The sequence below is a fragment of the Flavobacterium faecale genome (assembly GCF_003076455.1).
In the GTDB taxonomy this organism is placed as follows: Bacteria; Bacteroidota; Bacteroidia; order Flavobacteriales; family Flavobacteriaceae; genus Flavobacterium; species Flavobacterium faecale.
Genome location: NZ_CP020918.1, coordinates 3,737,994 through 3,759,214 on the forward strand (window position 1 = coordinate 3,737,994; position 21,221 = coordinate 3,759,214).

General features: G+C 34.3%; 18 protein-coding genes. 3 read left to right on the forward strand and 15 right to left on the reverse strand.

What is annotated here, in order from left to right:
* Entirely contained in the window at window positions 1-315 is a 315-nt protein-coding gene (locus FFWV33_RS15650; protein ID WP_108741770.1) for a HipA N-terminal domain-containing protein, read from the forward strand.
* Window positions 308-1,234, forward strand: a complete 927-nt coding sequence (locus tag FFWV33_RS15655; protein ID WP_108741771.1) for a HipA domain-containing protein — start codon at window positions 308-310, stop codon at window positions 1,232-1,234. Before FFWV33_RS15650 ends, FFWV33_RS15655 begins: the two co-directional genes overlap by 8 nt.
* Before the next feature lie 53 nt (window positions 1,235-1,287).
* Here the strand turns inward: FFWV33_RS15655 and FFWV33_RS15660 are convergent, their stop codons facing one another.
* From FFWV33_RS15660 to FFWV33_RS15700, 10 genes are all read right to left on the reverse strand, one after another.
* On the reverse strand, window positions 1,288-2,388 hold the full coding sequence (locus FFWV33_RS15660; RefSeq protein ID WP_108741772.1) for a Fic family protein: 1,101 nt from the start codon (window positions 2,386-2,388) through the stop codon (window positions 1,288-1,290).
* Between the two features lie 116 nt (window positions 2,389-2,504).
* Window positions 2,505-4,712, reverse strand: coding sequence for an nSTAND3 domain-containing NTPase (locus FFWV33_RS15665; RefSeq protein WP_108741773.1), 2,208 nt, complete (start codon window positions 4,710-4,712; stop codon window positions 2,505-2,507).
* Between the two features lie 2 nt (window positions 4,713-4,714).
* Window positions 4,715-4,861, reverse strand: coding sequence for a hypothetical protein (locus FFWV33_RS19340; protein ID WP_159086052.1), 147 nt, complete (start codon window positions 4,859-4,861; stop codon window positions 4,715-4,717).
* Window positions 4,862-4,955: 94 nt separating this feature from the next.
* The gene (locus FFWV33_RS15670) at window positions 4,956-6,488 is read right to left on the reverse strand and encodes an ATP-binding protein (RefSeq protein ID WP_108741774.1); all 1,533 of its coding nucleotides are present in this window, start codon (window positions 6,486-6,488) and stop codon (window positions 4,956-4,958) included.
* Between the two features lie 36 nt (window positions 6,489-6,524).
* On the reverse strand, window positions 6,525-9,404 hold the full coding sequence (locus FFWV33_RS15675; RefSeq protein WP_108741775.1) for a type I restriction endonuclease subunit R: 2,880 nt from the start codon (window positions 9,402-9,404) through the stop codon (window positions 6,525-6,527).
* A gap of 2 nt (window positions 9,405-9,406) precedes the next feature.
* A complete protein-coding gene (locus FFWV33_RS15680) occupies window positions 9,407-10,945 on the reverse strand; it encodes a Fic family protein (RefSeq protein WP_108741776.1) in 1,539 nt (512 codons plus the stop codon).
* 171 nt (window positions 10,946-11,116) lie between these two features.
* Window positions 11,117-11,689 (reverse strand): hypothetical protein, encoded by a 573-nt coding sequence (locus FFWV33_RS15685; protein ID WP_159086053.1) that lies wholly within the window; start codon window positions 11,687-11,689, stop codon window positions 11,117-11,119.
* A 10-nt stretch (window positions 11,690-11,699) separates the two neighbouring features.
* Entirely contained in the window at window positions 11,700-12,911 is a 1,212-nt protein-coding gene (locus FFWV33_RS15690) for a restriction endonuclease subunit S (protein ID WP_108741778.1), read from the reverse strand.
* A gap of 2 nt (window positions 12,912-12,913) precedes the next feature.
* Window positions 12,914-13,897 (reverse strand): virulence RhuM family protein, encoded by a 984-nt coding sequence (gene rhuM / locus FFWV33_RS15695; protein ID WP_108741779.1) that lies wholly within the window; start codon window positions 13,895-13,897, stop codon window positions 12,914-12,916.
* Between the two features lies 1 nt (window position 13,898).
* Complete coding sequence (locus tag FFWV33_RS15700) at window positions 13,899-15,461, reverse strand: type I restriction-modification system subunit M (RefSeq protein ID WP_108741780.1); 1,563 nt, start codon at window positions 15,459-15,461, stop codon at window positions 13,899-13,901.
* Window positions 15,462-16,049: 588 nt separating this feature from the next.
* Between FFWV33_RS15700 and FFWV33_RS15705 the strand changes: the two genes are divergently transcribed.
* Window positions 16,050-16,520 carry a JAB domain-containing protein gene (locus FFWV33_RS15705; protein WP_108741781.1) on the forward strand — a complete coding sequence of 157 codons (471 nt, stop codon included), beginning with the start codon at window positions 16,050-16,052 and terminating at the stop codon, window positions 16,518-16,520.
* Between the two features lie 319 nt (window positions 16,521-16,839).
* Here the strand turns inward: FFWV33_RS15705 and FFWV33_RS19785 are convergent, their stop codons facing one another.
* From FFWV33_RS19785 to FFWV33_RS15725, 5 genes are all read right to left on the reverse strand, one after another.
* Window positions 16,840-17,052 (reverse strand): DDE-type integrase/transposase/recombinase, encoded by a 213-nt coding sequence (locus FFWV33_RS19785; RefSeq protein WP_211316308.1) that lies wholly within the window; start codon window positions 17,050-17,052, stop codon window positions 16,840-16,842.
* A gap of 110 nt (window positions 17,053-17,162) precedes the next feature.
* Window positions 17,163-17,444, reverse strand: a complete 282-nt coding sequence (locus FFWV33_RS19695; protein ID WP_211316272.1) for a DDE-type integrase/transposase/recombinase — start codon at window positions 17,442-17,444, stop codon at window positions 17,163-17,165.
* A 497-nt stretch (window positions 17,445-17,941) separates the two neighbouring features.
* A complete protein-coding gene (locus FFWV33_RS15715) occupies window positions 17,942-18,151 on the reverse strand; it encodes a hypothetical protein (RefSeq protein WP_108735523.1) in 210 nt (69 codons plus the stop codon).
* A complete protein-coding gene (thrS, locus tag FFWV33_RS15720; protein WP_108741782.1) occupies window positions 18,152-20,086 on the reverse strand; it encodes a threonine--tRNA ligase in 1,935 nt (644 codons plus the stop codon). It lies immediately after the preceding gene.
* Window positions 20,087-20,364: 278 nt separating this feature from the next.
* On the reverse strand, window positions 20,365-21,141 hold the full coding sequence (locus FFWV33_RS15725; protein WP_108741783.1) for a siderophore-interacting protein: 777 nt from the start codon (window positions 21,139-21,141) through the stop codon (window positions 20,365-20,367).
* Between the last annotated feature and the right edge of the window lie 80 nt (window positions 21,142-21,221).

Genomic DNA, 21,221 nt, shown 5'->3' on the forward strand with positions numbered 1-21,221 from the left:
ATGAGACAAGCAATAGTATTAGTTCACGGCAATAGAGCTGGAATCCTATCCGAGATTACGAATAAAGAATATCATTTTGAATATGATCTTGATTATAATGGTGAGGCAGTTTCTTTAACTATGCCTACAACACATAAAAAATACAGTTACAACTCTTTTCCTCCATTTTTTGAAGGATTACTACCCGAAGGTGTGATGCTAGAAGGATTGTTACGCATTGGCAAAATTGACAAAAAAGATTACTTCTCTCAACTCATTGCTACAGGAAATGATTTAGTAGGATCTGTAACGGTTAAAGCATTGGAAAATGAATAGATGTCCCATTACTTACGAACTGTGCGGAACAGATAAATACAGCGTAAAAGGAATGCGTCTTATTGCTCCCAAATTAACGCACTTAAATGATTTGCCCTATACTGCTGTCGAACTTCGTCAAGAAGCGGCTAATAGAGCCAAAAAACTATCCATTCAAGGGGTTCAACCAAAACTTAGTGCAGCGGTTTCTATAGTAGATCAAGAGTTTAAAATTGTAGATCAGTTTGGAACCTACATTATCAAACCACAAAATGATTTATTCTCACAATTACCCGAAAACGAGGACGTAACCATGCGAATGGCAAAAGCATTTGGTTTAGATGTTCCTTTTCATGGAATGCTCTACGGAAAAGATGGAAGTTTGTCTTATTTCATTAAACGTTTTGATCGCCACGGTAAAGGGAAAAAATGGGCAACCGAAGATTTTGCACAATTAACGGCTAATACAAGAGATACCAAATACCGCTTTACAATGGAAAAACTGATTCCGGTACTGGATGAATTTTGTTCTTTTCCTGCCATTGAGAAAGCAGACTTTTTTAAAAGAATACTTTTTTGTTTTGTAACAGGTAATGAAGACATGCACTTGAAAAACTTTTCGTTAATCACCAAAAATGGTAAAACAACCCTCGCTCCTATTTATGACTTTCTGAATTCTACCATAGCGATTAAAAATCCTGATGAAGAAATGGCACTACCCTTGAAAGGAAAAAAGAGCAACCTAAAAGCTTCTGATTTCATAGAATATTATGCTAAAGAGAGGTTGCAACTCAACGAAAAAACAATAGCTACAATTCTAGATCAAATGAAAAAAGCAACTCCTAAATGGAAGGAGTTGCTTGAGATTTCTTTCCTTTCTGATGAAATGAAAGATAAGTATTTGGAGTTGTTGGAAAGTAGAGTTATAATGTTTCAATAAACTCCACAAAAAAAATGCGGTGAATAAATTGATTATTCTCCGCATTTTATATTTTAACAAATGTCTTTTAGTATATAATGCGTACTTCTACCACCTGAATTGGCTTTGATTAAGATACCTTTATTTACTAAATCAGTGATATCCCTTAATGCGGTGTCTGGAGAAGTTTTGGTCATTTTAGCCCATTTACTTGTGTTTAAATTGCCTTCAAAATTATCCATGAGTTTGTCAAGCATAGATTTCTGGCGGTCATTACTGATTTTACCCGCAAATTTGACCCAAAAATGATGTTTTCTAACTACTTTGTCAACTATGACACTTGAATGAAGTATACTGTTTTTAAGACAGTCTAAAAACCAAATGATCCATTCCGTAATATCTAAGTCGTCCTTTTGAGTTCGTTCAAGAATGCTATAATAACTTTTCTTTTGTTTGTTTATTTCAGTAGACATACTATAGAATCTTTGGTTGACACCATCCGATTTTGAAAGTTGCATATCTGTAATTGCTCTGGCTATTCTACCGTTACCATCATCAAATGGATGTATCGTTATGAACCACAAATGAGCAATAGCTGCTTTAAGTAGCGATTCTAATTCTTGTTCGTTATTATACCAATCTACGAACTGCTTCATTTCGCTAGTTAAAAGTTCTGCTTTTGGAGCTTCATAGTGAACCACCTCTCTACCCATTCCCCCTGAAACAACTTGCATAGCACCTGAACGCCATTTTGCCACTTCGATTTTATGCATACCACTTCTACCTGTTGGAAATAACGCGGCGTGCCAACCAAACAAACGATCCTCAGTAATTACTTTATCGTCATTTTGAGTAGCATCGATCATCACTTCAACAATCCCATCTATATTGCGATCTGAGTTTTCTAGTCCAGAGTATTCTAAACCCAATCTAGTTGCAATTGAGGATCGCACTAATTCAGGATTTAAAATCTCTCCTTCTATTTCAGAAGTTTGCAAGACGTCTTGAATTAAAGTCTCCAAATTGGCTTCCCCTTTTAGCTCAAAGCCTAGTAGCTCTACTTTACCCATAAGTTTGCCCTGCAAGTTTCTCACCTCACTTAATAGCGAAATAAATTCCTGCTCTTCCCATGAAAATATGGGCCACCTTTTAAGTTGGTGTATGTAGATTGCCATAACTGTATTATTTGATGCGGTAAATATAGTACTTATTCTCCGCAAAAAATGCGGTGAATAGATTGATTATTTACCGCATTGTACAGATTATTAATTAATAAGATAATAATTATTTGTTAATCGTTTTTTTCCATTATCCTCCTGATGTCATTACATCTACACACTTCAAACCAATCTTGATCGAATTCACTTAAATCGGCTTTATATTCAAGCCCTAAATCATTAATTTGTATACTTAAATTTTCAAACGCATTTCTTCTATCATAGACTTCGCCTTCATCTGTTGCCCAATCCATAAGATCTTCAATGTCGTTAAATATATGTTCACTGAATAAATCATCAAGATGATTAGTGATATTTGTTGTGTCTAATTTTTTTAAATCAACATCAAAACTTTCAATTAACTGCGCTAATAAATCAACCGCATCATTAAGTTCTCTTGTACCTCTGAAAAGTTCTGAGACAATTTCTTCAATTCTCTTTTGCAATATAGAATTAATGTATTCATTACCTTTAACTGAAAGCATAAAATTTTTGAAATGTAAGTTTAAAGAATAATCTTCATGTAGTGCTTTCCACTCTGTAATTCTATCAATTATTTCACAAATAACTTCCTCTTTATCATCATCTTCAACATATTTATAAATTACTAACGCTAAATAAATTAAATCATAATCAACATTTTCGTTACTTATAAAAGATTGATAATCTGTAAGTAATCTCTTTTCTAAACTTTTGGGAATTTTAACTTTCCCAGTTCTTCCCAAAGAAAATAAACGTACTGTTAACTGTGAAAGATATTGAACTGATTCTGCAATTCGATTAACTTCGTCTTGGTTTTCTGCTAAAAAATTCATAAGAAAATCAATTAGTGAAGGATTTATAAAATTTACATCGTCATCATTTTTCAATAGAATGAATCCGCCTTCCAAACGTTTAAAAGACTTACTAAAAGCAAACATTTCAATGTGCTTGTTATTGTTTTTGACTTCATATCGAACCCGAGTATTATAAGCATTTTCTAATTCAGTAATATTTGCAGAATCTCCAAAACTGATAAGCGTATTTAAAAGCAACCTATCGTCTTCTGTTATTTGTTCAATGTAAGCATGTCTCCAAATTTGATCTGGATAATTAAAACTTGAAAAAATAAATTCTTTAAATTCAGTAGTATTAAAATGATTTACTAACTCTACTGAAGTAATAAATTCTACTGAACGTGGCGTATAATTTGTATGTTTTACAATGAATTCTTGAAGTTTTTCATCATATAATAGCTCTTTTAATTCTTCTTTTAATTCAGAATCTTCAATGTGATTATTGAGTAATTGTCTTTTTAAAACTTCGTCATATTCTTTTAATTCAAATAAACTTGATTTAGCTTTAACGTTAAACCTTTTCAAATTTTCACTTTCTTCAATAGCCGTATTTAATAGAAAAGATCTTGTTGTAAATACAACTAATTTATTTTCCATCCCTGGAATTCTGTTTAATATTTTTCTTAGAGTCGTTTCACTTCCTTTAGCTTTATTAATTTCAACTTTATTACTCCCTAAAAAATCATCAAAATAAATTATTTGTTTAGAATCCCCTGGAATTAAAACTTTTTCTGCTTCTTTAATATCATCTAAAATGTAAGATAAATTATAACCCTCTGCAATGTATTTATAAATTAACATTTCGGCTAAAGTTGTTTTTCCAACTCCAGGTTCACCAGTAAGTATAATAAATCTATTCTTTTCTAATGCTTTCTGTACATCTTCAAAAAGTGGTGTTTTTACATAAATTCTTAATCGTCTTTTTAATTCATGTTCTTCAAAAGCCGATGATCTAAATTCTAAATCTGATCCTAATAATTTTCTTAATATTGAAAAATCAGACAACCAAAGCTTGTAATGAGTATTTAATATTTCTTCGTGATTTTCTATTAATCGATTTAAATCTTTTTTACCATAAACATCATTTAAGTTTTTTATGTGAGGTTCAAATAATGTCATAATCTCCTCTGCATTCGCTACACTTAAATCAACTGAAGTAGCAAAGATGTACCTGTTTGGATTTAGTTTTTTAACTTTATCTACTTCTGTAGCTCTTAGGGGATATAACATTTTGTTATACCCTGTTCTATAAAAGTGTTTTACTTGACCAACCTGCTCAAACATATTATTATCAGTTGAATACAACAAATCAATTCCTTTATCTTTTCCTTCTTTAAACGTTTTATATTTAATTACTGAATCATCAGGTTGGTCTAGATTTAATAAATCACAAACTAGCTCTTCTAAATCGGAGCTGTTTAAAGTTGAGAAGTCATAGTCTGACATATTTATTTCTTTTTAGTAATAAAAGCTATAGTAATCATTGAAGCCAATGATACAATCATAACGCCAACTGCTTTTAAAGTATCATTTACACCTTTTTGGTATCCTGATTTACTTCCTCCATATTCTTTTTTATAATTTCCCTGTGCCATAATTTTCCATTTCAATATCTACCTAAAACACTCCTTTTCAATATTTTTATATAACATCATAACTCTATTGAATTAGTAAGAACAAAGGTATAATTTAATTCCTCTGAGCTACTATAAAATCTCTCATTGCTACAACAGACTCTTCAAGTTGTTCAAATGTATATCTTGTATTTGAAGTGTTTTCAGGATGATGGATCTGATGCCTAATATATTCAGTTAAAACAATTTGTTGTATTGTAGCACTTCCTCTAAATATCTTATTATAATTAATGGTAGGCCTACCGTTTTTGTAATCATTCCAAAAACCTTCAGCTTCAATAAATCCATGTAATTCATTATGATACTCTTCAGTTAAATCACGAAATGCAATAAAATTTATTTCATTTAATGATGGGTAAGGCAACTGATTTGGGATTATTTTTCCAATCGACTTTACTCCATCTTCATTTTTTGCAATTAATCTCAGATGATTAAACTTTAATCCTTTTACAACAGTTGAACTGTGGGTAGTTAATAATACCTGAGTATTGTTAGCTGCTGATAATTCAATAAATGATTTAATTAGCAATTTTTGATGATCTGAATGTTGTGAGGTTTCAGGTTCTTCTATTGCGTATATTATCGATTGAGAGTTTCCTGATTGCAATCTTCTTTCAGCCTCTGCTCTAAAAAAATTTAATAAAATCAATCTCTTAACTCCGCTACCTCTCTTGTTAATTGGAATATTTTCATCACCACAAATTGAAACACTTTTAAAAACATCACTCCACTTCAAAGTATTAGAAGCAGGAATAATAGGGTTTAAAGTATTTGCTATTTCAGGGTTCATCTCTCTTAATTTTTCTAAAGTTAAATCTGAAACTTCAGTTAATCTTACAGCAACTCTTTGGGCTATATTCTCAAACATTTCAACTATTTCTTGATCTGCCAATATTTGCTGTACAGCCTTTTTAAGCGGATCCTGAACTTCGCTATCGTTATCGCTATTTTTACGATCAGATTGAAATAGGGAATATTGGGGCAAATAAGTTTGGATTTTTTCCCAAATATTCTTTGCGTCTTCTTTAGATGTGTCAATATCTATTTCATTTAACTGTAGATCATTACTGAAATGAGTCCATATAGAATTACGCATGATTGCATTTACACTCTGATTTTCACAAGCAATATCATTATCTTTAATTATTTTTCGATAATCGGTAATTTTCTTTAATAAAAGATCTGAACATAAAGGATTAGTTGGATGGTTGGCTTTTATTAAAACTTTAGCCGTACCAGCATTAGGATACTTCTTTGTTACTTCTAAATGGTTATTTACATTAAGTAAGTATTCTGATTCGAAAGTAGTCTGGTTAGTTGCATCAATAATAATCTGCGCAGGTAAATTTGCAAAAATTGCAGTTATGTAAATATTGTTATCGCCATCAGCTATAGCTCCTTTATTTATATCATCTTTATCCAATTTAACTGCTCCTTTTCCTTCATTGAAAAAAATATCCAAGGCTTCTAAAACAGTGGATTTACCTATATCATTTTTACCTACAAAAACTGTCAAGTCATCTAAATCAATGATAGTTTCTTCTTTATAACTTCTAAAATTTTTAAGCTTGATTGCTATTAGTTTCATACTATGTCGTTTTTTATAATTTAAAAAGCTTCGTTACTAAGCCACCATCCCCTTCTCAAACAATTCCACAAACTCCTTCATTTTTGCAATAATCCTATCCCCAATGACTCTTGCTTGCAAAATACTTGGTCTGTTGTCTAGGCATTGAAAAACCTCGTCTTTGATGGGTTCTCGGCCGCTGTAGATGTAGGCATCGATTAAGCCTTTGAATTGTGCTTTGTCTAGATGTTCCTCTTCACAGAGTTTTCCTAAGGCTAGTACTTTTTGTTCTTGCCAGAATTTCTCAAATTCCTCTTCGATGTTGTCGCCGTCTTTGATTTGCGGCATGTTCTCGTCTATGAATTTCTGAATCAGCTCTCGCTTGCTTCGCAACTGAATGTCTCCACCCAATAAATCCAATATGGCTTTGCGCTGCGCTTTGGCTTCAGAAGTGTTCGTGCCTTTTAGCTGTGATATCAATTTCAATATATACGCCACATTGATTTGATCTCGGTGAATCAACTCTAACTCAAAATCGATATCGTCCAAGATTGATGTTTTCTCTTTCTTAGTGTCTCGCTTTACCTTCTCGTATAAGTCAAGGTATTTGCTTTTATAATCCTCAAATTCTTGTTCGTCTATGGCAATGTCTTCCCAATCAAAATCGGTGTAGGATTGCAGAACGTTCATGGCACGCAACAATTTCCTAAACGCTTGCACAAACAAAGCTTCGGCATCTTCGGATTCTAGGTCGTCAACGCTTTGATAAGTTGGCGTGATTTCTCGCATTATTTTTAGAGCTTCTTCAAACTTTTCAGCGATTTTATCATAGTCCGGCATGGTCACCACCTCGATGGCTTCTTTATTAGAAAACAAAGTAATGGCCTCGTCTGTGGCTTTTTTTAGATTTCGAAAAGAAAGAATATTTCCTTGCGATTTCTGTTCGCCCAAAATTCTGTTAGTCCTTGAATACGCCTGAATTAAGCCGTGCTGCTTCAAGTTTTTATCTACGTACAAGGTATTTACCTTTTTAGCGTCAAAACCCGTAAGCATCATGTTTACGACAATCACAATATCCAAACGATCTTTGGCATCATTGAAGTTTTTCTTCTCGCGATCTTTCAATCGTTTGCTGATGTCTTTGAAATACGATTCAAACAACGCTGAATCCTTGGTTGTAAAACTTCCATTGTACATTTGGTTGTAATGCCCAATGTAGGTTTCAAGTTTGTCGCGACTGTGGCTAGACGCATAAGCCGTTGGCCCTTCTGCAGCCATATCAAATCCAGACTCTTCATCATCTGGTAAATAATCCTGTGCTTGATCTGAATCTTCATTGGCTCCAAAAGTAAAAATTGTAGCAATGCGTAAATCGTGTTTGCCTGCTTCTTTCTTTTTTTGGAATAAATCATAATACTGCACGGCATTCGGAATGCTACTCACAGTCAATAAAGCCGAATACTGTTTATTGAACGTTTTTTGATCGTGGTGTGCTATAATGTAATCTACAATTTTCTCGATACGCATAGGCGAATCCAATACTTCTTGTTTGTCGATGTCTTCGACTTCTATATCAATAAACGATTTGCTTTTGTTCTTGTATTTCCCCACGTATTCTATTCCAAAACGAAGTACGTTTTCGTCATGAATGGCATCGGTGATGACGTATTTGTGCAGGCAGTCACCAAATAAATCTTTGGTGGTTCGCTTTCCCTTATCATTTTTAGAAGCGTTCTCGGCAAAAATGGGTGTTCCTGTAAAACCAATCAGCTGTGATTGATCAAAAAACTTGGTGATTCTTTCATGGGTTTCTCCAAATTGCGAACGGTGGCATTCGTCAAAAATGAAAACTATTTTTTTATGACGTAGCGGTTCTATTTGGTGTTTAAAACGATCTGAAACGGCATTGTTTAATTTTTGTATAGTGGTTAAAACCAACTTAGTATTATCGGTCAGTTGTTTTACTAAAGATTGTGTATTGTCAGTTACGTCAACGCTGTCTTTTTTGAAAGCGTTAAATTCGTTCATGGTCTGGAAATCCAAATCCTTTCTATCTACTACAAAAACCACTTTGTAGACATCAGGCAAATCCATCAAAATTTGACTGGCTTTGAACGAGGTTAACGTCTTACCCGATCCCGTAGTGTGCCATATGTAAGCGTTGTCACTCGTGTGCTTGACTTGCTTGATTATTGCCTCAGTCGCATAATATTGGTACGGACGCAACACCATCATGATTTTGTGGGTTTCGTTGATCACAATATAATGTGCGATCATTTTACCTAGTTGCGTAGGGTTTAAAAACGCTTTGGCGAAAGGCATTAATTCGGTGATATTTTTATTATTGGCATCTGCCCAAAAGAAGGTTTGCTTAACCGATTGAAGTTCGTTATTAGCCAAATATTTGGTGTTTACACCATTACTTATCACAAACAATTGCACGTACTGAAACAGCCCGCTATTGCTCCAAAAGGAATGCAATTGGTAGCGATTGATTTGGTTAAAAGCTTCTTTGATCTCTGTACCCGAACGTTTCAATTCTATTTGTACCAAAGGCAAACCATTGACCAAAAGCGTGACATCATAACGGTTTTTATAGCTTCCTTCTAATGAAATTTGATTGGTAACTTGGTATAAATTAGCTCCCGTATTTTCGCTATTAAAAAAACGAACATAAAACGAAGTACCATCTTCCTTAGTCAATTGAAAACGGTCACGCAAGGTTTTTGCCTTTTCGAAAACACTGCCTTTGGCAAGATGATTCAAAACGGCATCAAACTCCTTGGCTGTAAAAGTAGTTCGGTTGAAAAGCTCCAACTGACTTTTAAGATTAGAAACTAAAGCGTCTCCGTCTTGAATTTTTACAGACACATAGCCTAAACCCTGCAATTGCTGGATTAGATTGTTTTCTAATTGTAACTCGGATTGGTGTGCCATAGTTATTCTTCTATAAATATTTCATAATAAGTACGTTCTATATCCTTTACTTCTGCTTCTTCCAAAGCCGAAAACTCTTTACTCAGGGCACGATTTGATAATTTACCTTCTCCTTGTTCTAGAAAACGAACCAACAACCCCACCACATCATCTGGCATTTCGTATCTGTCATCAATAAACCGCTTAAACGCATCGTATTTTCGCAAATAATCAACCTCAGCAGGAATTATATTTACTACGGTGTCATGTACACAATCATATAGAAATTCGGCTTGATCTGTAGCATCAAAATATCGGTAATAGTCTATGGTATTACTATGTATTGCTACATTTTTGTCAGGCGAAGTTTTCCAATCTATTTGCTCTAAAACAGGATGCGAATAGGATTCTAATGTTTTGCTGTAATCATTGATATGTGATAAGATTGACGCCGAAACAGGAAAAATCATTCCTTGCTCAGTATAGTGCATCTTTGCCAATATGTGGTGAATAATATAGCGGTGCAAACGACCATTTCCGTCGATAAAGGGATGCATAAAAACAAATCCAAAGGCAATTTTGGTAGCAACAAGAACAGGGTCTAGTTCCGAATGGATAAGAATTTCTTTGGTGGCAAATAATCCGCTTAATAGTTCTTCTAGATCTTCTTGTTTTGCCGAAATATGGTCTGGAATAGGTTCGCCCGTTTCGCGATCACGATCACCTACAAATCCTTGTTGTGTTCGAATACCCATTATTGTAAAACGCTTACTCTCTATCACCAATTGTTGCAATCGGGTTAGTTCCTCTATCGTTAAGGTATTTACCCCCGCTTGCCCTATAGCATTTCCCCAGCGTGCAGCCCGATTGTTTCTAGGCGTTTCTCCTTCTATGGTAAAAGAGGCTTTGGAATCTTTTAGTAATAAATAAGCCGATGCTCGTTGGAGCACGTCTTTGTGCATTCGTTCTAAGTAGGCATTTTTTTGTTTTCCAATGTTCGACTGGATGTAGTGTTCTAACTTTTCTGTTTTTCGAATGATAGGACAAAATAGAACCGAACCAGGCAAATTATTGATAATTCGGTGGCGTGGCGAACTGATGCCTGCAATGGCGTATTGTAATTTTTCGTCGATTAACGGAATCGCTTTTTTAATGGTCAAATCAGGAATGTCTAATTTTTCGCCCTGCAACCATTCGTACAGAAACCATATTTTGCGACTGTAAATTCCTGTTGGCTCTATTTTTAAGAGTGCTAAGAGCTCTTCTGTTGTTATTTTTTCGAATAATTTCTTGAAGAACAACAAATTAATCCCTTCGTATTTTAAGGCAAAAACTAGATGCTTATATAAAGTATCTTCAAAGGCATTTCGAGAGGAAAAGACCTTCCAGTTTTTGGTACTATAATTTCTTCTTTTAAAACTAATAAGTGCTAGTTGTTCTGGAAAAGGGACTGCCAGATCTACACCATTAAGAATTGCCCCATAACCCACAAGCAAACCTTCTTCGGGTGTTGTTTTACCTTGAAAAACGCTTATCTTATGTGAATACTGCTGGTGTAACATGAGGTACTTTTTAGATTATATAGGAAAAATAGGTATTTATATGGAAAAACAGGTATTTATTTGCGTTTATTTGTAAAAACAGGTATTTTAAATGTTAGTTTTAAAAGCCTAAACCCTGCAATTGCTGGATTAGGTTGTTTTCTAATTGTAACTCGGATTGATGTGCCATAGTTATCTCCTTTGAAATAATGATAATTCTAATTCTGCTAGACTGTGATTAGCAAATAATTCTTTTTTACTTATTAATTCACGTGCACTATTCATTACCTTCAAATAATGATTTTCATCTGTAAATTGTGTCCAAGCTTTTAATTCCAGTCCTTTAATCCCTAAAGCTTTCAGTTCTTTATTCAACAGTTCTTGAATGATTCGATCTACTGGAAAATGCGGTGGAGATTGGATATGTCCCAATGACCACATGTACTTTAGATAGAGATTTAGCATTTTTTGCGCTATGCCAAAATTGATTTTCTCATTATTAAACAGTTCCGAAAAATTAGAACTATAATCACTTACTCTTTTAATATTTTCAATATGCTCAGTATCACTGACCATTATTGTTTTATAACTATCTAAGATCGTGTCTTCTATAAAAGATCTAATACTTTTTTTGAAAACTCCTTTTTTTTGTTCTTCCTGATCCTTCGATCTATAAATATTTGATCTTTGAAAAGCGCCGCCAAAAGTTAAGATCCAAATTTCATTTTGAATAAAATCGTATTGTAGTTTCTGTAATACTGTCATAATACTTTTTTTAAACAAACATTTGTTGCAACAACCCTTTTTTCCAAATCGTGCTTTGGTCTATTTGTTCTTGGCAATGATTGATTTTTTCATCGATGGCAGATAGAAAATTTGCGATTTTCGTTTGTTCGGGTAATGAAGGGAAAGGAATTTCAAATAATTTATATTCTTCTGCATTAATTCCAGGTTGTCCAGACCTCATTGACATTACTTTGATCCATTTATCATAATTGTACGTTTGCATATACAAATAAATAAAAGAAGGAATTGCATGTTTCACATGGAAACGAATAAGGAAACCTGCAAAATATAAAATCCCATCTTCTTCACGGTACAAATAACTTTTACCAACACTAGCTCCAGTTCGTGCGAATAATAAATCTCCTATTTTAACTCTAAATTTATCTTCTAATTTTCCATTAGGAGACGTGGCCTTATCCATATTCAACCCATTTGAGGATTCTTCGATATCAGTTATTCGTAAATATTTATTTTTACCATCATAAGTAGTAGCTGCTGCATTCATTCCATATGAAATATTTATACAAACCTCCCCCAACTTTTTCTCTTCCCAATCCGCAAAGTCATTGCCATTATCATCTTTAAACCTTAATTCTTGAGCGAAAATTTGCTGCATCACGCCTTTTTTGTATTGCTCCAAAAGGGTTTTCTTTTGGTTTAGGGCGGTCAATTTTTCGTCGACTGCGGTGAGGAAATTGGCGATTTTGGTTTGCTCGGGAAGGGATGGTAAAAGAAAAATAGTTTCCCTTAACGTTTTTAATGATAAATTTTTTATCGTTGAACCCGTTAACTCAGTAATGAAGAAATTTTGAATTTTATCTGTGTGAAAAGTATGAAAATAAAAATCTGTAGATTCTTTAAAATTAAAATAACCAACACTTTTACCAAGCATCACTTTTTCATTGTTATATTTTGAAATACTCCCAATTGTGCCATTCAAAGAAATTAATATGCTATTCTCGTTAAGACTTTTATTATTTTTAGCAAAAATTTTATAATCTACTTTTTTGGTTTTTTCTGTAACTTCAATTTTACCGTTTGTTAGATTATTACCATTTATAAAATATATATCTGAATCTTCAGAATAGACAGGTGTCCCATGTAAACCATCACCAATTTTTGCGGTTAATTCCCCTAATTTTATTTCTTCCCATTCCCCCGCAAACTCAGGAAAACGTACTTGTGGTATCAAATTTTTCATGGTTAGTTTTTGGGTTTGATGATTTTGTTCACTTTTTCTAAATTTTCAATAAAATGTTTTTCAACCTGACTCAAGCCGTCTCTGGTTTGTAATTTGTATTTTTCATATTCACCATTGGCTTTTTCAATAGCTTGTTTATGACTTATTGTACCTGAATGCAGTAGTATTTGATTGCCAGTAAGTTGTATAAACTCATCTAGTTTTTCAATCCAATTGGTCATATACATTGGTTTTTGATTTAGTGCTTGCAGTTCTGCTATATCTAAATAAGCAGTGACAATTCTATTCAAAATATTTAGTTCCTCTTCATTCAGATAGTTTTTAGCAATTTCTGTTTCTTGTTTGTTAGGTTTATTACCTTTAAAGCTAGTTAAACCCAAATTGGTTTTGGAAGCATCAATACGTTTGTAAATTATTTCGGCTGCAGTGCGTCCGTGTGCCGCCCAATGCATTTTATTTTGTATCGTTTGAAAAAACAAAATAGAACTTTCGGCTTTTGGATCATAATCTATGCTGCTTGCATAAATATCCAACACTTTGCGCCAAAACACTTTTTCTGACGAACGGATGTCTCTAATTCGAGCTAATAACTCCTCAAAATAGTTGCCACCTCCAGTTTGCTTTAGCATATCATCGTTCATAGTAAAACCCTTTACTATATACTCACGAAGTCTAGCCGTAGCCCATTGACGGAATTTAGTACCCTGTAAACTTTTTACGCGATAGCCTACAGAAATAATAACATCAAGATTGTAAAATTTTACAGGTTTGTCAGAATTTGCAATGTGCAAATTTTGCACATTGCTTTTTTCGTCCAATTCATTTTCCGAAAAAATATTGCTTATGTGCTTTGTAATTACAGTCCTGTCTTTTCCAAAAAGTTCTGCCATTTGTGCTTGTGTAAGCCAAACCGTTTCATTTTCGAGGCGAGTTTGAATTTTAGTCTCACCATCCTCCGTTTGGTATAATAGTATTTGACTTTCCATATTAAAAAGGAGTTACAATATTCAATTCGGCACAAAAATCGGCTATGGTTTTGTCGGTCGTGGCTATTTGTTGGTCTAGGGTTTTAATTTCGAGAGCGATGGCGTTGATATCGATGCGGGCTTCGGCCTCGAAGGTGTCTACGTAGCGCGGGATATTCAAATTATAATCGTTTTCGGCAATCATGGTCAAATTGGCGATATGCGAATATTTATCCTCGGGCGTACGGTTTTTATAAGTTGTGATTATTTTAGCAATATGTTCCTCTAGGAGTACATTTTGGGTTTTTACCTTGTCAAAATGTTGGCTGGCGTCTATAAATAAAACATCATCGGGGTTTTGGCGTGTTTTTTTGAGCACCAAAATACAAGTTGGAATCGAGGTTCCGTAAAAAATATTGGCGGGAAGGCCAATCACGGCATCGAGGTAATTTTTGTCTTCGATTAGGTATTTACGAATGTGACCTTCGGCACCGCCACGAAACAAAACGCCGTGGGGCAAAACGATAGCCATGGTTCCGTTGTCGTCCAATTGATGGACCATGTGTTGCACAAAGGCAAAATCGGCTTTGCTTGATGGCGCTAGTTTTCCGTAGGCCGAGAAACGTTCGTCAGTCATAAAAAGTGGGCTCGCACTCCAGTTGGCCGAGAAAGGCGGATTGGCAACAATGGCTTCAAAACGCTGATCGATGTGTTGCGGACGCTCCAAGGTATCTTCGTTCTTGATGTCGAAGCGTTTGTAGTGTACGTCGTGCATGATCATGTTCATACGACAAAGGTTGTAGGTCGTAGGATTCATTTCTTGGCCGTAAAATTCGCTTACGTCTTTGACTTCTTTGGCCACACGCAACAATAAGGAACCCGAGCCACAAGTAGGATCGTAAACGCTTTTTAGTTTGTCTTTGCCCACGGTTACCAGTTGCGCCAATACGCTAGAGACTTGTTGTGGGGTGTAGAACTCGCCTGCTTTTTTTCCTGCCCCACTGGCAAATTGCCCAATGAGGTATTCGTACGCATCACCCAAAACATCGGAGTCGGTGTTTTCTAGGTCGAAATCTATTTCGTCCAGATGTGTAAGGACTTTTACGATGAGTTCGTTTTTGTCGTTTTCAGACTTTCCAAGTTTGTGCGAGGTTAAGTCCAAATCAGAAAACAAGTTTCCGAAATCTTCTTCGCTCTCATACCCCATGGTACTTTGCTCAATGTGGGTAAGCACTTTGGCAAGGTCACCTAGGATAAAATTGTTTTTTCCGCCTGCGTTACCACGACGTGCGAGTTCAGAAAACAACTCTGACGGCTCTAGGAAGAAACCAAGTTTATCAATAGCCAATTGCTTTAGTTCTTCGAGCAAAAGAGCTTCGTCTGGATGGCCTTCAACTTGTGAAAAGGTCAATCCGTCGGGTTGTAAGATGGTGTTGGCATACAAATCCATCTTGGTGCTCAGGTATTTGTAAAAAATGAATCCTAATATATAATCACGGAAATCATCGGCGTCCATTTTGCCACGTAGGGTGTTTGCGATGTTCCAGAGTTGTTGTTCTAATTTTTGTTTTTGTTCGGCTGCCATTAATTGTAATTAATCAAATTTGTTTAAGAGTTCTAAGGTAGTATAATTGAAAAGGTAACGCTTGTAAAAAGGCTAAATTTAAAATGCTCTACCACGTCTTATTTTTATTTCTTAGTTGACTTGTAAATAAACGCATTTTTGTAGCGTTAGGCAATACCCAGTTTTAGTGATATTTTTAAAGTTTGTACCAATAACCCATCAGGTTTATTAAAGATATTTTATAAAAAATGCGGAGACTGACTACTTCTTTTCAGATTCTTGGGATTAGTGCAAACGAATCATTAACACACCTCTAAATAAACAGCTTTTAATCAGGTCGTTACAAACATTATAAGTCCATTAAACATCTTAGATTCCTTTGTCACCCTAAAATGGAATTTACAATAAAAGGCCCCTGAGTTGAAAGGTACAGTTCTAAGAGACTAACCTTCGAGAAATACTACAACAAAGTTAGGTAATAGGCTTCGGTTCGCTAGCAAAAAATTCCCCCATAAATACTCGGGTTCCCCTCCCTTTATTGCGTTGCTTTTTGCACTCGCTCGCCCATGACCTTTCGAGTTCTATTATTAATCTTTAATTTTAGAAATCATGGAAAATCATGCTAAAAATCCAAATTGGGGTACCGTTTCAGAAATCCAATTGCATTACAAATCAAGAGTAAAAGCAGCAGAACGTCCTCTAATCACATCCTCTAAATCTGCTTATCAAATTGCTTTACAGATTTGGAATCCCAATACAATTGAATTCTTTGAGGAATTTAAAATCTTACTATTAAACAATAGCAACAAAGTACTAGGTGCTTATGAAATATCATCAGGTGGTATCACTGGAACCGTAGTAGATATAAGATTGATATTTGCTGCAGCTCTAAAAGCCAATGCTACTGGGATCATTATGATTCACAACCATCCCTCAGGTAAACTAATCGCCTCAGAAGCTGACAAACAAATTACTGCCAAGGTTAAAGCAGCCAGTAAAATTCTTGATATCCAATTATTAGATCATTTAATTATTACTCCAGAGAACTATTATTCATTTACAGATGAAGGGGCTTTATAGCCCCTTTTTACACTAAAGACAAGATAGCTGCTTACAGTAGATATGGGAATAGAAATAGGTCATTTGATTATATCTTCGACTCTTAAAGATTTATGTAATTAGTACCATTTATGATCGGTAATTTAACGAGAATAAAAATGGAATAGTAAATTAACCACGGAATTCTTTTTTGTCCTAATCCAATATACATTCAACAGCAAATTACACTATTATTTTCGCGATAAAAGTTTTTTTTAGTAACTTTTAAAGAATAATTGTTTGAAATCATGGCTCTGTCGCATCTGCCATATAAATCCAAGAGTAATCAGCTACCCGAAAATTATGCAGTCAATTTCCAAAATGATTTGAACATACTTGTACCTAGCTTAAGCATCTGATTCTTTCTCAACATGTGTACCTCTTCAATTCCCCCTAAGGTTCTTTTGGAGGACTCAAAACTTTTAAAATCAAAACCGTTTTGTATCCGCCATAGTATAAAACGATGATCCTGCTCAACAATAGTATTGAGATATTTAAATTGCCTAATGTTTATATTCGAAAATGATCGTTTGTTGTAACCCCTATTACGCTGATGTTAGAGCCGCTTTTGTCTATATTTATTACCTTTGGACGGCAGTTATTATTTATTGCTTTAATTAGGTGTCACTGCGCACTCATTCTTTGTCTTCTTTGACTCAGAAGAAAATATACCTTATTACCCAACTTATCAAAAGCCCGATATAAGTAATACCAGACAAATTTTTCCTTTATATAAGTTTCATCAATTCGCCAGCTGGCGCCTACTCTATTCTTTCTCTTTTTGATTTGTGATTCAATCAAAAGTGCAAATTTAACAACCCAACGCTGAACCGTAGCATGATCAACTGCTATTCCACGCATTTTCACTATTTCTTCAACTTCCTTATAACTTGATGTAAATCTCAATTTGAAACAAACGGCCTCAAGAATAATAGCTTAGGAATAACAATGATCTTTGGTATTCATTTAATATCTTTTGAAGCTCTAAAGATAATAGTTATTAAACAGACGCGACAGAATCCTTACAAACTACTTCAGAAATGGTAATAGCTATACTACCTAAAAGCTTTTTCGCAATTATAATAGTTTTCTCATTACAAAACTCACAAAGAGCTATTCCTTTGGTTTTATTTGATCGAGTTATTCAAATATGTCGGATGAATATTCAAAATTTTAGCTAAATCTTATATTTTAAAATAAGTGTCCGTTTTAGCAGAAGTAATATCTTCTAAATGCATCTCAAGTTCATCTAAAAATATTTTCGTTATCTCGTCTGTTCTTTTATTCATATCTGGTTATATTGCCATTTAATTATTTTTATTCTAGAAGTGAGACAATCTAATCATTATAAAAAAAATTGAGTTTTAGGAAATTAATTTTATAATTTTTTTATTTTAAAATAATTATAAAAGTTCTTCGCAGTAAAAACCTATTGCTGTTATCTTTTCGATAATTAAATGAGTACTATTTTTCTTAGTATCAATTCTTAGAATATTATCGCAGTCTTCTAAATCAAAATTCCAGTTAGTTTTATGGAAAATGCTGTTCAACATAGGTTCAACAATATCTATCTTATGAATAGTGTCTATATTTGTTTTAAATACTAAAATCATTTAGATTATTTTAATTTGTTTTCTAAAGTTCTCTATAAATTCTGAAACCAAAATGGCTCCTTTATCACCTTCTCCATGTACTCGAATCGAAACTTTATTTTCTTGGCTTTCTTTTTCACCCGCGATAAGCATAAAGGGAATTTTCTGAGTTTCGGCATCTCTTATTTTTCGACCAATTTTTTCCTCCCGTTCATCGACTTCAATTTGTAAGTCGAATTCCTCGTTAATTTGAGTAGCAATTTTTTTACAGTACGATATGTATTTTGATGCAATAGGCAACAAAATTATTTTGGTTGGTGCGAGCCAAACGGGGAAATTTCCACCAGTATGTTCAATTAAAAGAGCAATAAAGCGTTCCATAGAGCCAAACAATGCACGATGAATCATTACGGGTCTGTGCTGCACATTGTCTATTCCCGTATAAGTCAAATCAAAATTTTCGGGCATCATATAATCCACCTGTATTGTGCCAATTTGCCATTTTCTTCCTATAGCATCTCGTATCATAAAATCTAATTTTGGACCATAAAATGCTGCTTCGCCTGCCTTGGTGGTGGTTTTCATTCCTCGCTCTTGGGTAGCTTCAATAATAGCATTCTCCGCTAGACTCCACATTTCGTCTGTGCCTAAATATTTTTCTTTATCAGTACTGTCTCGTAAAGAAATTTGGGTTTGAAAATCAGTAAATCCCAATTTTCCATAAACTAAATTCACCAAATCAATAACCTTCAAAAACTCTTCTTTGAGTTGATCTGGTCTACAGTAAATATGTGCATCATCTTGGGTAAAACCACGAACCCGAGTCAATCCGTGCAATTCACCACTTTTTTCATAGCGATATACCGTACCAAACTCTGCATATTTTATAGGCATTTCCTTGTAGCTTCTTTGTTTGGTAGTATATATTTTGCAATGATGTGGGCAATTCATTGGTTTCAGAAAAAACTCCTCGTTCTCAGCTGGTGTTTTTATAGGCTGAAATGCATCATGACCATATTTATCATAATGTCCAGAAGTAACATATAGCTCTTTTTTACCTATATGTGGGCTTGCCACATGCTGGTAGCCTGCCCTCATTTGTATTTTTTTAAGAAAGCCAATTAGATTTTGTCGTAAAGCTTCGCCTTTTGGAGCCCATAATGGCAACCCCATTCCTACTTGTTCGTCAAAATAGAATAGTTCTAATTCTTTACCTAATTTGCGGTGGTCTCGTTGTTTTGCTTTTTCTAAAGATTCTAGATACAAATCAAGTTCCGCTTTTTTAGGAAACGAAATCCCATAGACACGCGTTAGCATTTTATTTTTTTCGTTGGCACGCCAATACGCTCCAGAAATAGCAGTAAGCTTTACTGCTTTAATAAAGGAAGTGTTTGGTATATGAGGACCTGCACACAAATCTGTAAAGTTCCCTGTTTCGTAAAATGTAATTGACCCGGTAGATAAACCTTCAATTAATTCTAATTTATAAGGGTTGTAATGTTGCTTAAAAAAATCAATAGCCAATGTTTTTGCGACTTCTCTTCTATTGTTTAATGATTTTTTCTGGGCTAATTCCAGCATTTTGTTTTCGACTTTATTAAAATCAGCCTTGGTAAATTTGCATTCGCCAAAATCAACATCATAATAAAATCCGTTATCTATTGCTGGACCCGTCCCGAGTTGAACGCCTGGATATAATTCTTGCAAAGCTGCTCCCAACAAATGCGCAGAAGTGTGCCAAAAAGCATTTTTGCCTTCGTCATCTTTCCAAGTCAGTAAGTTAACTTTAGCTTCATTTGGAATAGCATAATTTAAGTCAATAATTTGGCCGTTTACATTTGCCACAAGTACTTCTTTGGCTAAAGAAGTACTTATAGACTCTGCTACATCTTGGATAGAAACCGACTCTTGATGAAATGTTTTTTGAATATTTGAGGCTAATTTCAATGTAATCATAGTTGTTTTTTTGGTTTAAAAATTTGAACTTTCTGGATTGCAAAGCTTAAATGGGTCTTCGACTATATCGATGCAATACGTTATGTTTCTAAAAATTGCTTTCAGACAGTGTTTTTTTGAACTGATTCTACCTTAGGAGATACGATTAAGGTGTTTTTTCGAATTCCTGCTGTTTGTATTGATATGATAGCTATGTGAACATAATCAGAAGTTTTATTTTGTGTTTTTTATTCATTACAAACTGGTTTGAACTCACATGATATTGGACAAAATATAGTTCAATTTGCTAAACTTGATTCAGTCGTTGTCCAATAGGATACAGCAGCGTAATTTACACTGTCCCACATTAATCTATTTTTCAAATAATCCCTCAATTTATTAACAGTTTCATATTCAGCAGCTATGTAGATGTAAGTTTCATTTTCTTTTTTATCTCTCAGCAGAGTTTTTGAAATACTCGCTAGATAACTTCCTTTTTCAGGATGCGGGTTATGCAACCATCTAATTTGAGTTTCTGTTTTAGAAAGTAGTGGGATTTCATCTTTTGCACCGTAGACTTCTAGGAGGACCTCCGCTTTCACACCATCGGGTAGTTGTTCTAAAATGCAGCTAATGACCGGAAGTGCTGTATAATCACCTATAAGTATGTATCGGTCATATTTTGGGACAAGTGGTTTTATACCTTGTTTCATCGCAACTTTTAATTTGTCACCTGGTTTCGCTTTTGAAGCCCAGCTTGACGCAGGTCCATAATCTTCATGCAAGACAAAATCAATCTTTAGCTCGCGGTTGAATAAATCTATCTTTCGGTTGGTATAAGTTCTTACCTGCTCAATTGATTCTTCAACGCTACTACTTTTTTCTTCATTGGGAAGATGAATGTTATGCGTCCCTTGTGATGGTATGAACAGCTTATTATTAGAACCTTCTTTTACACTTTTAAGTTGTTCAACTAAACTTTCGGGAATATGAAAAGTAATTCTAAGGTAATGTGGTGTTATTAATTCCTGTTTTTTTACTGTATAAATATCTATTATCTTATTATTAATCTCCATTACTATATATTGTTAAGTTATTGAATAAGGTTATAATTTCAGTAAAATTAAAACTGGACGATTTTTACTAAATAGTGGAT

Coding starts and splice junctions, on each gene's coding strand:
- rhuM (WP_108741779.1), bottom strand. CDS start 13,897: ATGGAAAGTCAAATACTATTATACCAAACGGAGGATGGTGAGACTAAA.
- FFWV33_RS15665 (WP_108741773.1), bottom strand. CDS start 4,712: ATGTCAGACTATGACTTCTCAACTTTAAACAGCTCCGATTTAGAAGAG.
- FFWV33_RS15660 (WP_108741772.1), bottom strand. CDS start 2,388: ATGGCAATCTACATACACCAACTTAAAAGGTGGCCCATATTTTCATGG.
- FFWV33_RS15705 (WP_108741781.1), top strand. CDS start 16,050: ATGGAAAATCATGCTAAAAATCCAAATTGGGGTACCGTTTCAGAAATC.
- thrS (WP_108741782.1), bottom strand. CDS start 20,086: ATGATTACATTGAAATTAGCCTCAAATATTCAAAAAACATTTCATCAA.
- FFWV33_RS15670 (WP_108741774.1), bottom strand. CDS start 6,488: ATGAAACTAATAGCAATCAAGCTTAAAAATTTTAGAAGTTATAAAGAA.
- FFWV33_RS15725 (WP_108741783.1), bottom strand. CDS start 21,141: ATGGAGATTAATAATAAGATAATAGATATTTATACAGTAAAAAAACAG.
- FFWV33_RS15675 (WP_108741775.1), bottom strand. CDS start 9,404: ATGGCACACCAATCCGAGTTACAATTAGAAAACAATCTAATCCAGCAA.
- FFWV33_RS15715 (WP_108735523.1), bottom strand. CDS start 18,151: ATGATTTTAGTATTTAAAACAAATATAGACACTATTCATAAGATAGAT.
- FFWV33_RS15650 (WP_108741770.1), top strand. CDS start 1: ATGAGACAAGCAATAGTATTAGTTCACGGCAATAGAGCTGGAATCCTA.
- FFWV33_RS15680 (WP_108741776.1), bottom strand. CDS start 10,945: ATGTTACACCAGCAGTATTCACATAAGATAAGCGTTTTTCAAGGTAAA.
- FFWV33_RS15690 (WP_108741778.1), bottom strand. CDS start 12,911: ATGAAAAATTTGATACCACAAGTACGTTTTCCTGAGTTTGCGGGGGAA.
- FFWV33_RS15685 (WP_159086053.1), bottom strand. CDS start 11,689: ATGACAGTATTACAGAAACTACAATACGATTTTATTCAAAATGAAATT.
- FFWV33_RS15655 (WP_108741771.1), top strand. CDS start 308: ATGAATAGATGTCCCATTACTTACGAACTGTGCGGAACAGATAAATAC.
- FFWV33_RS19340 (WP_159086052.1), bottom strand. CDS start 4,861: ATGGCACAGGGAAATTATAAAAAAGAATATGGAGGAAGTAAATCAGGA.
- FFWV33_RS15700 (WP_108741780.1), bottom strand. CDS start 15,461: ATGGCAGCCGAACAAAAACAAAAATTAGAACAACAACTCTGGAACATC.